This is a genomic window from Acidobacteriota bacterium, from assembly GCA_028875725.1.
Taxonomy (GTDB): Bacteria; Acidobacteriota; Thermoanaerobaculia; order Multivoradales; family Multivoraceae; genus Multivorans.
The window spans coordinates 1,794,849-1,811,519 of sequence record JAPPCR010000006.1 but is presented as its reverse complement, the minus strand read 5'-3'; the positions used below and the strand labels follow the sequence as shown (position 1 = coordinate 1,811,519).

Below are 16,671 nucleotides of genomic sequence, written 5' to 3'. Positions count from 1 at the left end.
CTTGGACGGCCGCAGCCGGATACCGTTGCCGCGGAAAGAGAAAGGGGAGAGAGCCGAAGCTCTCTCCCCTCGTTTCCCTTGAACCGGGGACCGAAGCCCCGGGTTCTGTCGTTCCGGTCTAGAACCGGAACTTGATGTTGGCCCGGATCGTCCGCGGGCGCTGGAAGAACCGGCGCACCGGGTAGACCTCGCCACGACCATCCCAATCGCGACGACGCTGCTGGTTCGTCGCGTTCAGGACCTCGACCCGGAGTTCGCCACGAACGTCCCGGTAGCCCATGGGGAAGCCCCATGCGCCGCTCAGGTTGACCGTGTACTCATCCGCGGTCCGGTGTCCCTCCGCGCCCGCCGGGAACAGGCGAACGCCGACACCGGAGTTCGCCGTGCCCGGTCGCGCGTCGCTGGTCGGATCGGAGGGAGTGATCGGCGGGCAGGTCCGGAGACCGGAAGGCCTGGCGCCCGGGGCGCAGGTCTTCGCGGCGCCGACGCCGGCGCCTTCCGACCGGTACCAGGGAGTGCCGGTCTGGAAGGTCAGGTGACCACCCAGCGTCAGATCCTGGTTACCGATCCGCCAGGTCTTGAACCCGAAGGAGTTGTAGATCCAGGTGCGGTCGTACACGTGGTTCGGGCCGCGCTGGTTGATCATGCTGCCCGGCATGCCGATGAACTGCGACAGCCGCGCGAAGCAGTCCTCGGGGTACGTCCTCGTCCTGCCGGTGCGGCGATCAGGTTCCGTCTGGCTTTCCTGGCAATCCTCGAGGTGACCCTCGCCGAGGTTCACGTGAGCCAGTTCCAGGTAGCCGCTGTCCGTGTTGTTCCACCAGACGCCTCCGCCCGTGGTGTCCGTCTCGGACCAGGCCACGTTGTTGTAGAGCGCCCAGCCGTCGGCGAACCTGCGGTTCAACTGGACCTGCAGACCCCGGTAGGAGTTCTTCGCCGGATCCGCGTTGGCCAGGGCCTCACGGTTGACCGCGCTCGTGCGGTCGGCTTCATCGAAGCCTGCCGCCGCCCACCTGTCCCTTCTCGCGTCGTCGAACGCGAGAACGATCTTCTCCAGGTCGTGGTAGTTCTCCGTGATGCCGATGTTACGGCCCCGGTAGTCGAGCTGGAAGTTGGAGAACATCATGTCCTGCAACTGCCAGTCGATGTACTTGACATCCAGCGCCCAGTCCGGGCGGAACTGCCACTCGAGGCCGATGATCGCCTCCTGCTTGTAGTAGGTCTGGATGTCGAAGTCGTAGTAGCCCTCCTGGACCGCGTCCCACATGAGGCCGGGCTGCGCCAGCTCCCACGACAGGTTGTAGCCAGGGATCCCGGCGCCGACCGTGTCGTTGCGGATCGTGTCGCGCCGCGACGGGTGGTTGCAGTCGTAGCTGACGTAGCCGATCGACCTCAGGAGGTTCATCCCGAAGACGTCTCCTGCGTCGCAGAAGAGGAAGACCTCGCGGCCTTCGTACCCGTTCCACAGGTCGTGCATGCTGGGACGGGCCACGTCGCCGCCGGAGATCCACGCCTGGTTGAGCATCGCGTGGTATTGACCCCACGTTGCGTTGAGCAACAGGGCGCCGTCGCCCTTGATGTCATAGGCGATGTTGATCCGCGGGTCGACGTAGGTGTCGTCCACGACCTGGCGCCGAACGTCGTTCCAGGCCTCCTGGACTTCCGCCCGGAGGCCGAGGTTGATCACCCAGTGGTCGCCGATCGTGAAGCGGTCACGGGCGAAGAAGCCGACGTTTCGGACCTCCGTGTCGCCGCTGCCGCGGCCGACGCAGGTGCCGATCGTGCGGACGATCTCGCCGTTCACCCTGTCGATCTGGGTCGGCCGGTGCGGCATCCCGTCCGTGTGATTCCCCTCGCAGGTCAGGAGCGGCGAGTTGTAGTCGACGAAGTAGCAACCGCGGCCGCGCGTCGTCGAGCCCAGGAAGTTCGGGTTGTCAGGCGACGTCGTATAGCCCCGCAGCAGGGAGCACGAATCGTCCTCCATCGACCCGGCCTGGTAGTAGCCGAAGGGGTTGGTGGCATCGAAACCCCAGCCGTTGAACAGCGGCACGCGGGCGTTCTCGCCCTCCCACTTCGTGTCCTGGTAGTCCAGGCCGTACTTCAGTTCGTGGTTCGCGCCGATGAACTGGGTCAGGCCGACGTTCGCCTGCTCGCGCGGAAACGCGTTGAAGCCGAAGCCGTCGGAGAGGATCCAGCCGTTGTGCCAGGCCTCAAGGTTCTCGTTGTCCCGGTACACGTTGTAGTTGTTGCCGGGGTAGAAGATGCCGAGTTCGGGTCGGAACGGGAATCGCAGCGGGTAGCTGGTGTCGCCACCCGAGGTGTTCGTCGCCATGTGGCCGGCGATGGGACCGCGGTCGAGCGACTTGGCCTGCAGGCAGGTCTCCACCATGCGCGCCGAGGCGTTGGGGAAGTTGTCCTGGGCAAGCCACTCGAGAATCGGAATGCCGTCGACGTTCAGGACCTCGGGGTTCTCCTGCTCCAGCTTGTTGTAGCAGGCGAGGTACTTGTTCTCCTGGGTCTCCTGGAAGGCGATCTTCGCCTCTAGGTACCAGTTGCTCGTGACGGCGTAGTTCCAGTTGACCGTCGACAGCACGCTGTCGTTCTCGTGCGGCGTCGGGGTCCAGTAGTCCGATGACGGAATGTGGAAGTAGTTCCGGAACGCCGGTGTGTCGATGGCCGAGGCGGCGAACGAATGGCTCGCGGTCGGCTGCATGTTCAGCTTGAAGATGCGCGCGTCGTTGAACAGGCTGATGTCGTACGGGTCGCCGCCGATCAGCCGCTCGGAGTACGCGTCGTCGAACTCGCTGACGCCGAGGAAGAACCAGAACTTGTCCCGCTGGATCGGGCCGCCGGCCGAGAACTCGTAGCCGTCGGAAGCGCCGGCCCACTCATCGCTGCCGGGCAGGCAGGGCTCGCGGTTCGTCGTGAACAGCTCCGAACTCAGGTCGCCAGACGGGATCTGCCCCCTTCCCGCGTCCCGTTCGTCGCCGTGGCAACGCCGGAACCAGTCGACCGGATATGGCTTGTTCTGCCGCTGGTCGAGGGCCGGCTGGTCCTTGTAGTCGGCACCCCAGTCGATCGCCTGGCGCTGCCAGAGCGCGTCGACGTGCCACCGGTTAGTGCCCGACTTGACGATCACGTTGGTCGAGGAGCCGATGTAGCGGCCGTACTCGGCTGAGGCACCGCCGGCCTCCATGGAGACCTCGGTGACCGCCGTGGTGGGGAGGAAGACCCGGCTGCCGCCGAACTTGGCGAACGTCGTGTCGACGCCGTCGATGTAGACACCCTGGTCGGCGAAGTGGGTGCCGTTGACCGAGGGCCGCGTCTGCTGGATGTCGTCGTTTTCCGCGTCGGCGGTGACGCCGGGCAGGGCGTTGATGACGCCGTAGTAGGTCCGCGTCGTGCCGGCGGTCTGCTCGCCGATCTCCGACGTGACCGTGCTGCCCGCGGTGATGTTGAACTTGTCGACCATGGGCGTTTCGCCGGTGACGGTCACTTCGCCCTCGATGGCGGCCTGCAGCGTGAGGTCGACCGACTGCCGGTCGCCCGCCGCGGCGTGGAAGGTAGCGGCGGCTTCGCCCAGGCCCTGGAGTTCCGCCTTCAGGTGGTACTCACCTGGTACGACGCCGACGAACCGAAACTGGCCGTTCTCGTCCGTGATCGCGTACTTGTCGCCACGCTCACTGGACAGGGTGATGCTGACGCCCGGAAGCGCAGAGCCTCCCGGGTCAACGATCGTGCCGCTGACGGTTGCCGTCTCCGGTGCGTCGGCCAAGGCACCGAACGGGACCAGCAACATCAGGACCGCTGCGAGTCGCTTCATAGAGCTCCTCCTCGGATCAAGTTGTACGGGAATGGGAAGAGAGCACTATATGACGGGCTGGACGGATGTCAAGAACGGGGCGGACTGGCCTTGAAATGGTGTGCTGGATCCAGATCGTTGGATCGAGGGCACGCCATCGGCGGTAGTGGACGTTCTCCGGGAGCTCAGGGGCGACTCTCTGGAGAGGTCTCTGCTCAGCGCTGCGGCTCGCGCGCCAGCGGCACGAGCCGTGAGGCGCGGATCTTCCCGTCCCGCGTGAGCAGGGGCACCTGCTCGACGACGCCGGTTGCCGCGATCAGCTCGTCGGCCGGATCGCCGCGGGACCCAGAGCATCCTCGAGGCTGCGGATCAAGATGTGAGTGTTGAACGCCAAGTCCGAGACCCAGCGTTCTTCATGGGCGTCGCTCCTGGAGTTGGGCGACCGCACAAAGGGGACTTCGCCGAATCCGTCTGGATCCTGTAGAGGCCCGAGCGGTATCGGGCTCTTCGTCACCACGGGAGATCGAGACGATGCAGGGAACCGCCGTAGTAGGCTCCGACGACGCCATGACGAGACGACGCCTCAGGGAGGCCGGTTTCGGCGATGAACAGGCCCAGGCGCTGGTCGAGGTGACCGGCGAGGACCGGGCTTTCCGCATCGAGATGCAGCGCGAGATCGCCGCTGTTCGCTCTGCGGTGGACGGTCTGAGGAGTGAGTTCAGTACCAGGTTCGACGGCGCGCGGGAGGAGGTCAACGCCCGGTTCGACGGTGTCGATGCCCGGTTCGACAGTGCGCGAGACGAGGTCAACGCCCGGTTCGACGGCGTCAATGCCCGGTTCGACAGTGCGCGAGGCGAGGTCAACGCCCGGTTCGACGGTGTCAATGCCCGGTTCGACAGTGCGCGAGGCGAGGTCAACGCCCGGTTCGACGGTGTCAATGCCCGGTTCGACAGTGCGCGGGACGAGTTCAATGCCCGGTTCGACGGTGCGCGGGACGAGATGAACGCTCGGTTCGAGGGGTTCAGGGGCGAAGTCAACGCGCGGTTCGACGGCCTGGACGGCCGCCTGAGGCTCATCCTCTGGTTCATGGGCGTCGGTCTGACGCTCTACACCGGTACGACGGTGTCCCTGATGATCCTCCTCTTCCGCGACCTGCTGTCCTGAGCTGCGGTCGTTCGGGCCGCAGCCGGTGCCGTTCGTGTGGATCAGGGTGTGGGTGTCAAGGACTCGGCATCCCACTTGACACCTGTGCTCATGATGTCTCCGTGGACGCGGATTCTGCCTTTGAGACTGCCGATCAGGTGCTCTGACGTTCGCGCGACCGGGATTAGCTTGGCTACGGGGCGTCCGGGTTTGGTGATCACCACGCCATCCGGGTCGACCTGATCGAGAAGCGCCAGACACTTCTCCTTGAACTGGGCGGCTCCGATCGTCCGGGCCATTCTGCCCCCTTCCTGGTTCGTTCCGCGCTCTCGCCAGAAGTGGGCAGATAGTACGACCGGACGCTTCTTGTGTTCAGGCTATCGGATGCCCGTCCGGGTCTGAACGAGAAAGGGGAGAGGCCGAAAGTTCTCTCCCCCTGTTTCTTCTTGAACGCCAGGCCCGAGGCCCAGCGTCTTGACGGGGCGCCGTCAAGGCCATAGATGTACGGGTTGAGGCCGAGTCGGTTGCGAACACTCACCAATGTCCGTTGTTGGCCGCAACTGGCCGACTAGATAGTGCCCGTGAGGTCATTGGCCGCTCGTCGGCATGCCGTCGTCGTTGAGCGCTAAGGGACGGAGGCCCTTTCATCACTGAGGAGACTTTGCCATTGCGTGTGCGGAGCGGGGCTTGTTCGTGACCGGTGCCACCCGGACTAGTGCAAGCAGCGTCAACGTGTAGGACTTCGAATTGCAGTCGCTAGGTATGGCCGTGCGCGGCGGCCTCAAAGAGCCGATTCGAGGGCGGCGCAAGTCGGACCTCCTGTCGGCAGGAGAAGGAAAGGGGAGAGAGCCCGCGGCTCTCTCCCCTTGTGCCTAGTCAGCGTGAAGAGTCGTCGTCACATGAGGTCGTGGCTAGGGACACATCCCGCTGGCAATGCAGGTTATTGGAAAACCGTTGCCGTCCTTGGCGAGGCAGAAGTACGGCTGTCCTAGACCAGGAATCCGGGGAAGCAGGACGCAGCAGGCGTTACCGAAGTAGGGGCCTGCGGTGCAAGACGGATAGGGTAGCTCACAACTTCCCTGAGACGCGGCCGCACTCGCGACGATCAACGTGTCGTCACTCTTGCCCAACTCGGATCTTGGCCCACCTTGGCTAGCCTGGATCAGCCCTTGAGACGAGTCGTAGTCTCGCTGGTATTGGGGAGTTGGGCCGCGTGGCACCGCAACGCTAGCTTGCCTTGACTGGGAAGCCCTTCCATCGACCGCGGGACTTTCCGTTCCGGTCGCTCGCCCGTCGTCTGCCTGGGCTCCGGCGGGAACCGCCAAGAGTGAGGCCACTAGAACGAATCCGACCCAAGTCGTGTGTTTCACTATGCAACCCTCCTGTCTCTCCCAACGAGGCAGTTCGCGGTGCGATTCACCACATCCTGAAGGCTGTCTCGCTGGCGGAAGCAGCGACGGTCGCAGTTTAGGGCTCGCGCGTCAATCCCTACCATATGGTAGGTTTCGGATTGAATCGTCAAGTGCGTGGTCGGCCTTTGCGCCGGGTCACCCGTCCCATACCAGAGCCGTTGAAGGGCCGGGGTCGCTCCTCTGCCCGGTGAAAAGGCGGGCACCTTGCCGTTTCCACGCGCATGGCGATTCACTGGCCCGGCATCACCGTCCAGTTTCGATTCGATTGCCTCCCTGACGTTCCGGTATCCCTTTGGGTGGAGCACATCGGAGGAGTTTCAAGTGGCGCAAGTCCTCCACGATGGCCGCCGTGACCGTGACCGAAGCCGCGGGCCCGGATACCGGCTGAAGTTGCTCGCCTCAGTAGGAGCTCGATTTCCTTGGCCGAGTCTCGTAAGGAAGATGTTCCCGGACGACGACGAGGCGGCGGAACGCCGGTGCTACGTACAGCGGTGGTCCGATGGGCTTGTGCTGCCCAAGCTGCGGCGAAGTGAACGTGCAGCAAGAGACGACCCACCCGACTAGGCCGCACAGGTGTCGGAGGCGCGACCAGGGTGAAGTGGCCGGGGACACATAAAGAAGCAAGGGGAGAGAGCCGAAGCTCTCTCCCCTTTGGATTCCTGAAACGACGGGCAAACCCGTCGTCTGTGAGGACCGCTCCTAGAAGCGGAACCTCAGCGAGGCGCGCACCTGGCGCGGACGCTGGAAGAAGCGTCGCACCGGGTACACCTGACCGTCGCCGCCCCAGGAGCGTCGCCGCTGCTGGTTGGTGGCGTTCAGGACCTCGACCCGAACTTCACCCCGCACGTCGCGGTAGCCCATGGGGAAGCCCCAGGCGCCGCTCAGATTGATGGTGTACTCGTCCGACGTGAACCGTCCCTGCGTGCCCGGAGGATGCAGGTTGAAGCCGACGCCGGTGTTGGCCGTGCCGGGCTTCGGATCGTTCGGGTTGCGCTGGACCCGCTCCAGATCGTCGAAGTCGATCGACGTTCCTTCGCTGCGGACCCACGGAGTGCCGGTCTGGAAGGAGAGATGTCCCGACAAGGTGAGATCCTGGCTTCCGATGCGCCAGGTCTTGAACCCGAAGGAGTTGTAGATCCAGGTCCGGTCGTAGGCGCCGTTGAGACCGCGCCGGTTGATCATGGACACGGGATAGCCGAGCCACGGCGTGAGGGCCTGGGTGCAGTCCACCGGGAAGAGCTCTGTACGACCGGTACGCCGGTCGGGAACCGCCTGACCAGCGTTGCACTGCTCGATGTGGCCCTCGGTCAGCACGACGCTCAGGTTCTCAAGGTAGCTGCTGTTCGTGTTGTTCCACCACGCGCCGGCGCCGGTCGTGTCGGTCTCGGACCAGGACACGTTGTTGTACAGAGCCCAGCCGTCCGCGAACCGGCGGTTGAGCTGGAGCTGCAGGCCCCGGTAGGAGTTCCTCGCCGAGTCGGCTTGAGCAAGCGCTTCGTCGTTCAGATTGCGCGGCTGGCCCCTGGCCTCACGCGCATCCGCCGTCGCGGTCACGATCGGGGCGAGGTCGTGGTAGTTGCCGGTGATGAAAATGTTCCGGCCCTTGTGGTCGTACTGGGTGTTGGAGAACATCATGTCCTGCATCTGCCAGTCGATGTACTTGACGTCGAGCGCCCAGTTGGGAGCGAACTGCCACTCGATCCCGAGGATCAGGTCGTCCCGGTAGTAGGGATCGATGTCGTGGCCCCAGATCTCGCAGTCCACGCCGGACATCTCGCCGTCCTGGCAGGGTCGGACCGCGTCCCACATCAGGCCCGGCACCAACGTGCTCCAGGCGAAGTTGTAGCCGGGGAGCGGCAAGCCGGCCGTGCCCGCGCGACGGGTGTCCTCCCGGTCCGGGACGCGGCAGAACACGATCGCCTCGATCGGGTCACAGAACAGCCAGACCTCGTAGCCCTCGTAGCCGTTCCACTGATCGTGCATGCCGCCCGCGGTGTCGCCGCCGCCTGAGATCCAGGCCTGGTTGAGCATTGCGTGATACTGACCCCAGTTCGCGGTGAGCAGGAACCGCCCGTCGCCCTTGACGTCGTAGGTAATGTTCACGCGCGGATCCGCGTAGGTGGAGTCTACGACCTTGCGACGAACGTCGTTCCAGCCTTCCTGGACCTCCGCGCGGACGCCCAGGTTGAAAGTCCAGTGATCCCCAACCGTGAAGCGGTCCCTCAGGTAGAAGGCGGTGTCCTTCATCTCGGCGTCGCCAGTACCGCGGCCGATGCAGCTCGTGATGTCGCTGAAGTCCGTGCGATGAACCTGACCGTTGACTCTGGTGATCTCCACCGGCGTGAGCTCGGCGCCGATCTCACCCTGGCAACTCAGCTTAGGCGAGTTGTAGTCGACGTACACGCAGCCGCGACCGCGAGTCGTAAGCCCCGACCAGTGCGGGTTGTCTGGGCTGGTGGCGGCGTTGCGGGTGAGCGAACAACTGTCGTCGCCCAAGCCGCCGGCGCCGCCGTAACCGAACGGGTTGTAGGAGTCGTAGCCCCAGCCGTCCATGAAGGACGTGCGGGCGTTCTCACCCTCCCACTTCGTATCCTGGTAGTCGATGCCGTACTTCAGCTCGTGGTTGGCGCCGACGAACTGGGTGAGGCCGACGTTCGCCTGCTCGCGCGGGAACGCGTTGAAGCCGAAACCGTCCGAGAGGATCCAGCCGTTGTGCCAAGCGCCGAGGTTCTCGCCGTCGACGTAGACCTTGTAGTTGTTTCCCGGCCAGAAGAAGCCCATGCTCGGGTCGAAGGGAAACCGCAGCGGGAAGTTCGTATCCCCGCCCGAGGTGTTCAACTCGGAGTGGCCCGCTTCCGGGCCGCGGTCGAGCGCCTTCGCCTGCAGGCAGGTCGTGACCATCTCGGCCGGAACCTCCGGCAGATGGCTGAGGCCGAGCCAGTCGAGGATCGGTTGACCGTCAACGTCGAGAACTTCCGGGTTCTCCTGGGCCAGCGTGTTGTGGCAGCCGAGGAACTTGTTCTCCTGCGTTTCCTGCTCGGCCAGCTTGGCCTCCAGGAACCAGTTGGACGAGATCGCCCAGTTCCAGTTTGCGGTAATCAGGTCGCTGTCGTTCTCGTGCGGCGTCGGCGTCCAGTAGTCGAACGACTGCGGGTTGAAGTAGTTCCGGAACGTCGGCGTCTCGATCCACGAAGCGTTCATCGAGTGGGCGTTGCTCGCCTGCAGGTTCAGCTTCATGATGCGCGTGTCGTCGAACAGGCTGATGTCGTACGGGTCGCCGCCGACCAGCCGCTCCGAGTACGCGTCGTCGAACTCGCTGTAGCCGGTGTAGAACCAGAACTTGTCGCGTGCGATGGGCCCGCCGAGGGAGACCTCGAAGCCGTCGCTGGCACCGGCCCACTCGGAGCCGCCGGGCCGGCAGGGCTCTAGCTCGCGGGAGCCGTCCGTGCCGCCGGGAATCAGACCGCGGCCCTGGTCCCGCTCATCGCCGTGGCAGCGCCTGAACCAGTCGGCCGGGTAGGGCTTGTTCGTCCGCTCGGTGAGCGAGGGCTGGTCCTTGTAGTCGGCGCCCCAGTCGACCCGCTGGTGGTTCCAGAGCGTGTCGGCGTGGAACCGGTTCGTGCCGGACTTGACGATCACGTTCGTTGCCGAACCGACGTAGCGGCCGTACTCGGCCGAAGAACCGCCGGCCTCCATCGAAACCTCGGTCAACGCCGTCGTCGGCACCCGGACCCGGCTGCCGCCGAACTTCGCGAACGTGGTGTCGACGCCATCGATGAAGACGCCCTGGTCGGCGAAGTGCGCGCCGTTGACCGAGGGGCGGGTCTGCTGGATGTCGTCGTTCTCCGCGTCGGCGGTGACGCCGGGCAGCGCGTTGATGATCCCGTAGTAGGTGCGGGTGACGCCGCCGATCTGCTCGCCGATCTCGCCGGAAACCGTGGCGCCGGCGGAGACGTTGAACTTGTCGACCATGGGCGTCTCGCCGGTGACGGTGACCTCGCCCTCGATCGCAGCCTGCAACGTGAGGTCGAGGGATGTGCGATCGCCGGCTACGGCGCGCACCTGAGCCGCGGCTTCGCCGAGGCCTTCCAGCGTGGCGGTCAGGCTGTAGTCGCCGGGCGTTACGCCGACGAAGCGGTAGTTACCGTTCTCGTCGGTGATGCCGAACTTGTCCCCGCGCTCGCCGCTCAGCGTGACGCTCACGCCGGGTAGCGGGGAACCGCCGGGGTCAACTATCTGACCGCTGATCGTTGCCGTTTCCGGCGCGTCGGCAAGGGCGCCGACGGGCAGGAGCAGCAGCAACGCGGCCACCAGGAATCGCTTCATCGAGATCATCCTCCTTGGTTGGTTCGATGACGTACGGATAGAAGAAAGCGGGGCATCCTCACTGAGTCCATGTCCAATGTCAAATCGGGTCCGCATAGAGGTGGAATGGGACGCTTCGATTCAAGATGTTGGTTCGGCGTCCAGCATCTTGGAGTGTTGGCGTTCGACTGCACGCGGAGGCGCGACCGAGGCTCAGTGCCGTGCTGCGACGGCCTCCAGCTCGTCTCGCCCCTCGACGACGCGGTAGAGCCGGTCCGGTTCGACGCGGCCGAAGGTCTGCGAGACGTTCGTTGCCGGCCAGTACACGGTGATTCGCTCGACTGCTTCCGGCCTGCCCAGGCCGATCGTTTGGCGGAGCGGATTGCCGCCGAAGCTGCCGCCGCCGTTAACGCGGCGGTAGATGCTGCGTCGCGCACCGTCCGGGTCCACGAGGTCGACCTGGATGCGGGCGCCGATCGCCGAGCGGTTGCTCTCCGTTCCCACCAGCCGCAGCGCCAGCCAGCGGTTGTCGAAGCCGGGGTTGCGGAACAGGGCGTCGCCGAAGCGGTCTCCGGGATACGCGCCGCCCATTTGCTCGAAGACGTCCAGGTCGCCGTCGCCGTCGAGGTCCGCGAAGGCGACGGCGTGGCCCTTCTGCAGGTGGCCGAAGCCGGCGGCGAGGCTGACGTCGACGAACCGGCGGCCCGCCAGGTTCCGGTAGAGGACGTTCGGCATGACCGCCTCGTAGTCGGGATAGCCGGTGCCGAGGTAAAAGTCGAGGTAGCCGTCGTGGTCGAGGTCGCCGAAGTTCGAGCCCATCGGAAGCTGCAGGCGGGTGAGGCCGCTCCTCGCGGCCACGTCTTCGAAGCCGCCCTCGCCGTCGCCCCGGTAGAGCCGCGCCGACTCCCACGGACCGGGATAGCCCTGGTAGCTGGCGGCAACGAAGCCGAGGCCGCCCCGGTCTCCGGTGTAGCTGGAGACGAAGAGGTCCAGGTTGCCGTCGTTGTCGAAGTCCCAGAACCAGGCCGGGAAGCTCTGCCGGGGCCGGGTGACGCCGAGCCGGGGCGCGACATCCTCGAAGCTGCCGTCGCCGCGGTTGCGGTACAGGCGGTTGGGCCCGCCCAGCACGGAGACGTAGAGGTCGGGGAAGCGGTCGTCGTCGTAGTCGCCCCACACCGCCGCCTTGACGAAGGCACGGGTGGCGACGCCGGCTTCCGTCGCGACATCGCGGAAGCGCACGACGCCGTCCTGGCCCGGCCCTTCGTTGCGGAAAAGCTGCGACGGCGCGTCGACCGCCGGGCTGTGCTCGTTGCCGACGAAGAGGTCGAGATCGCCGTCATTGTCGAAGTCGGCCCAGGCGGCGGTCTGGGTGGGGTAGTGGGTGTCGCCCAGGCCGGAGAGAAAGGCGACGTCGCGGAAGACAGGCGGCCCGGCCTGGCCGCCATCGGCCGACTGGTTCAGCAGCAACGAGTTCGAGTGGCGGCCGTGGGGTCCGAACCAGGCGCCGCGGAGCACGAACAGATCGACGTCGCCGTCGTTGTCGGCGTCGCCGTGGACGACGTTCAGTCCCCCGTAGAGTCCGTCGAGTCCCGCCGCGGTGGAGGCGTCCGTGAACTCGCCGCGCCCGTCGTTCAGGAACAACCGGGGCGAGCCCGCCGGATCGAAGGTCGTGGTGAAGATGTCGAGGTCGAAGTCGCCGTCGAAGTCGTCGACGACGGCGCCGCCGGAGAGGTTGAAGCTGTCGATGCCGAGGTCCGGCGCGACGTTGACGAAGCGGGGAAACTCAGCTTCCGAACCGAAGGCCGCGAGCGGCAGCCGGTGCTCGGGCTCGACCGCCGCGGGGTGATCGCCCAGGGTCATGTGGGCCAGGTTCAGGAGCCACCTGGCTTTGACCTGTTGCACGGAGTTCGGGGGCACGGCCGCCAAGTACTCGCGCAGGAAGCGAGCCGCTTGCTCCGAGCCCTCGCGCTCGCGGTGGACCGCTTCGCCGCGGATCGGCAGGATGCAAGCGTCTGCGCCGTGCATCCCGACGCAGTTGCGGCTCTCGCCGTAGCGAAGCCAGGCGACGGCGATCCGGAACAGGACCTCGGTTGCCTCGCTCCCGAGTTCGGCGGCCGGTCCGGCCGGGTTGGTCAGGAGGTTGTGGGCCTCGCCGAAGCGCAGGAGAGAGGCGGCTTCGTCGCCGAGCCGAAGTTCCTGTTCGGCCAGTTCGACCAGCAGCCGGAATCGCGTGACAGCGGGAGCGTCCGCGGCCGCCGCGAGCGCCTCACGCGCGGCGCGGGCCGGTGCCTCGCCGAGCCATGGGTTGCGGTCAAGGTCTTCCGTGCGGATCGTCTCCAGGGCCTGGAGCATGCGTTGGTGACTGGCTTCCACGGCGGCGATCCGGGCAGCGGGTTGCTGGGTGGCGGTGGCGCTTGGGGCCAGGAGGAGAATGGCCAGAAGCGAAGAGTGGGCTTGCATGCCTAGGGACCGCCTCCGGGAGCGCGGAGCGGTTGGCTTGCCTGGTAGAGGCGGAGACGATCGAGGCGCTGCGGCGAGTTGCCGCCGGCGGTCTCCCGTTCGCGGTCCAGGGCTCGCTGCTGCCAGGAGACGGCGTCCTCGAAACGGCCGGCCTCGGCCAGCGCCATCGCCAGCGTCTCCAGGTGGTCCAGGGCCGGTTGCTCGTCGACGACGGAGCGGGCGAGTTCCACGGCCCGCTCGCCGTCGCGCACGGCGGCGTCGGGGCTGGTGGCGAGAAGGCGGGCGAGCAGGTGTCGCACCGCGAGGTCGCCGGGGAAGCGCTCGAGCGCGGTCTCCAGCGCCTCCCGGGCGGCGGCGAACTGTCCGGTCCCGAACCGGGTCAGACCGAGGTTGAAGTGGACCCGCAGGTCGTCCGGGGTCAGTGCGGCCAGGGCCTCCAGGTGGTCGGCGGCCCGGGCCGCTTCGCCCGCCTCGAGCAGCATGGCCGCCAGCAGCCGGTGCGCCTCGATCGCGCCAGGGTCGAGCCGGACGATCTCCTCGAGCTCGGAGCGGGCGCCGGAGGCGTTGCCGGCGTCGGCACGGGCCTGGGCCCGCATCATCCGCCACTGCAGGTTCTCCGGGTCGATGTCGGCGGCCCGCTCCAGGTGCAGCGCGCCTTCGGCGGTGCGCCCGGTGCGGCCGAGCAGGAGGGCGAGGTTGAAGTGAGCCGCTCCGTGCGCGGGGTTTGCTTCGATCGCGCGCCGGAGATGCTCCTCGGCGCCCGCCTGGTCGCCGGTCTCGATCAGGGAGCGGGCGAGGTTGAAGTGGACCTCCGGGTCGCCGCCGTCTTCGGCCAGGAGCTCCCGGTACAGGGCGATCGCCTCGTCGTTCTGGCCGGAACGGGCGGCCCGCACCGCGCGGTCGAACCGGGCCTCGGTCTTCACTCCGTAGATCCGGAGCCGGTCACGGAGGGGATCGACGATCGCGATCGGGACCTGCAGGTTGCGCGCCAGCTCGGCGCGCGCCCTGGTGCTGTCGCCGCCGGTCCGCAGGGCCATTCCGAGGTGGTGGTGGACGACGCTTCCTTCCGGTTGCGAGGCCAGCACCTCCTCGAATGCGACGATCGCCTCCCCGATCTCGCCCCGGTCCATCGCCACCCGGCCGAGTCCGAACCGCGCCGCGGCGCTTTCGGGGCGAGCCTCCAGCGCCCGCGCATAGGCGGCTGCGGCCCCATCGAGATCGCCGGCGTCGAGGTGAAGGTCGCCGCTGCGGATCAGGGTCGCCGTGTCGTCGGGGCGCAGTGCGAGGGCGGCGCGTGCCGCGAGCCGGGCGCGCTCCAGGTTGCCGGTGGCGTCGTGGAGCAGCAACTCATAGTAGGTCCACTGGAAGTCGTTCGGCGCCAGCAGGCGGAGTTGGGCCAGGCACACGGCGGCGGCACCGTGGAGTTCGTGGTGGAGGTACTGGAGGCAGAGGTCGCCGAAGACGTTCGCGGCGTGTTGCGCCTCCTCGTCGGTGGCGGCGGCAGCGAGGGCCTCCGTTGCGGCGAGGCGGTCGGCGGCGATCTGTTGCCGGGTCTCGGCGTCGAGGTGGTCGAGGGTCGGTTCCGGCACGGCGTCGAGCGAGAGCAGGGCGCGTACCCGGCGAGCGTCGTCGGTGGTCGGCGGCTCCTGGGCGGCGGCCTGCGCGGCCGCCACGGCGGCGAGCGAGAAGCTGAGGACGAGTACGCTCGTTGGAAGCGGTCGGCCTGCGGCCGGCGTTCTTCTGGCCGCCTGCGGCGGCAGCGGGTCAGAAGACCCGCGCACCCAGAGGAAGCGGCGCCGGATCAAGGCGGTGCCCCTCGGTCTTCCGCGCCCCTCCGCACGATGTGGTAGCGGCCAGTCTCCAGCGTGATTGTCTTCGTGGTTCCGTCTGGCCAGCGGACTTCGATGGCGCGGACGGCGCCTTCCTCGGCCGAATCGCTGTCGCCGGGCAGCGGAAACAGCAGCCGCGGATCGCGGGCCGCGGCGTAGCTGCCGTCGGTGTGGACTCTCCGCCAGCCGCCTCCGGCGGCGAGGCGGGCGCGGGCGCCGTAGACGTCGACGATCCCCTGCCCGTCGTCGCCGGCGGCCTCGACGAGTCTCAGGCCGATCCAGTCGCGTCCCGGGCGGCGCTGGTTCAGGAGCACGTGGGCCGGTCCTGCGTTGTTGGAGATGACGAGATCCGGGTCCCCGTCGTTGTCCAGGTCACCGACCGCCAGGCCGCGGCTGACCTCGAGGTGGACCGGCCGCTCCCGGCGTTCAGCCGACACGGCCTCGAAGCGGCCGCCGCCGAGGCCGCGGAAGAGCTGGTTCTCCATCCGCAGCGGGTGCGGGTCGCCGGCTTCGACCTGGGCTTCGATCCGCCGCACCGCTCCGTTCACGACGAAAAGGTCGAGCACGCCGTCGCCGTCGGCGTCGAGGCTGGCGGCGCCGAAGCCGGTCATCGGCCAGCTCGCGTCGATCAGGCCGGCCTCGCGGCTGCGGTCGTCGAAGAGCCCGTCGCCGTCGTTCAGGTAGAGCGTGTTGTGCTCGCGAACCAGGTGGGAGAGGAAGATGTCGGGTGAGCCGTCGCCGTCGAAGTCGCCGACCGCGACGCCCATGCTGGCCTGCGGCCGCCCGTCCCGGTCGAAGGCGGCGCCCGCGAACACCGCGTCCTCGATGAACGTGCCGTCGCCCTGGTTCAGCCACAGGTGGTTGGCCATCTGGTCGTTGGCGACATAGAGGTCGACGAGCCCGTCGCCGTTGAAGTCGTCGGCGACCGCGCCCAGCGCAGTGCCGGGTTTGACCGAGTCGGCGCCCAGGCCGGAGCTGACGGTGGCGTCGACGAAGGTCCCGTCGCCGAGGTTGCGCAGGAGCCGGTCGGCTTCGGCCGGCTGGCTCAGTGGCCCGCAGTAGTCGGGCTGCCCGCTGGTCAGGAAACAGCGCTTTCGGTTGGCGCGGTGGAAGCGGTGATAGTTGCCGACGTAGAGGTCGACCCAGCCGTCCGCGTCGTAGTCGAAGAAGACGGCCGGCACGCTGAACCGCCGGTCGTCAACTCCGGCGGTCGCCGTGGCGTCCTCGAAGCCGCGGCCCCCGAGGTTACGGAGGAGCCGGTTCGAGCCCAGGTTCGTCAGGTAGAGATCGATCCAGCCGTCCCGGTCGTAGTCGGCCGTGGCGACTCCGATGTTGTAGCCCGGCTCGTGGAGTCCAACCTCGGCCGTGACATCGGTGAAGCGGAGTTCTCCGGTCTCGGCGAGACCGTTCCGGAACAAGCGGTCGGTCGGCTCGACCGCCGGCGGCGGGAAGACGGGCTTCCGGTTCTCGTCACCGTCGAAGAAGCGTCCCTGGCCGAGGTAGACGTCGAGATCGCCGTCGTTGTCGTAGTCGAACAGGGCGACCCCGGCGCCCACCACTTCGGCGGTGTAGAGCTGCCCGGTCATGCCGTTGAAGTGGACGAAGTCGATCCCCAGGTCGGCGCCGGCCTCCACGAATGCCGGCGCGGCGTCTTCGAGGTTTCCGGGCGCTACGGCGAGGGTGACGGAAAGCGCCAGTGTGGCCAACATGAGTGGTCGGG

7 protein-coding genes are annotated in these 16,671 nt (G+C 67.1%); 1 reads left to right on the top strand and 6 read right to left on the bottom strand.

Annotated features, from left to right (window positions below; translation table 11 throughout):
• Positions 1-118: 118 nt before the first annotated feature.
• Positions 119-3,823, bottom strand: a complete 3,705-nt coding sequence (locus OXI49_09355; GenBank protein MDE2690705.1) for a carboxypeptidase regulatory-like domain-containing protein — start codon at positions 3,821-3,823, stop codon at positions 119-121.
• A 546-nt stretch (positions 3,824-4,369) separates the two neighbouring features.
• Here OXI49_09355 and OXI49_09350 point away from each other — a divergent pair.
• Positions 4,370-4,966 carry a hypothetical protein gene (locus OXI49_09350; GenBank protein MDE2690704.1) on the top strand — a complete coding sequence of 199 codons (597 nt, stop codon included), beginning with the start codon at positions 4,370-4,372 and terminating at the stop codon, positions 4,964-4,966.
• Between the two features lie 41 nt (positions 4,967-5,007).
• Here the strand turns inward: OXI49_09350 and OXI49_09345 are convergent, their stop codons facing one another.
• The 5 genes from OXI49_09345 to OXI49_09325 form a co-directional block, all read right to left on the bottom strand.
• A complete protein-coding gene (locus tag OXI49_09345) occupies positions 5,008-5,244 on the bottom strand; it encodes a type II toxin-antitoxin system prevent-host-death family antitoxin (GenBank protein ID MDE2690703.1) in 237 nt (78 codons plus the stop codon).
• 1,812 nt (positions 5,245-7,056) lie between these two features.
• Positions 7,057-10,683, bottom strand: a complete 3,627-nt coding sequence (locus OXI49_09340; protein ID MDE2690702.1) for a TonB-dependent receptor — start codon at positions 10,681-10,683, stop codon at positions 7,057-7,059.
• Positions 10,684-10,875: 192 nt separating this feature from the next.
• Complete coding sequence (locus OXI49_09335; GenBank protein MDE2690701.1) at positions 10,876-13,122, bottom strand: CRTAC1 family protein; 2,247 nt, start codon at positions 13,120-13,122, stop codon at positions 10,876-10,878.
• Positions 13,123-13,124: 2 nt separating this feature from the next.
• Positions 13,125-14,927: a tetratricopeptide repeat protein gene (locus OXI49_09330; GenBank protein ID MDE2690700.1), complete on the bottom strand. Its 1,803-nt coding sequence runs from the start codon at positions 14,925-14,927 to the stop codon at positions 13,125-13,127.
• Positions 14,924-16,660, bottom strand: coding sequence for a CRTAC1 family protein (locus OXI49_09325; protein MDE2690699.1), 1,737 nt, complete (start codon positions 16,658-16,660; stop codon positions 14,924-14,926). Before OXI49_09325 ends, OXI49_09330 begins: the two co-directional genes overlap by 4 nt.
• Positions 16,661-16,671 lie beyond the last annotated feature (11 nt).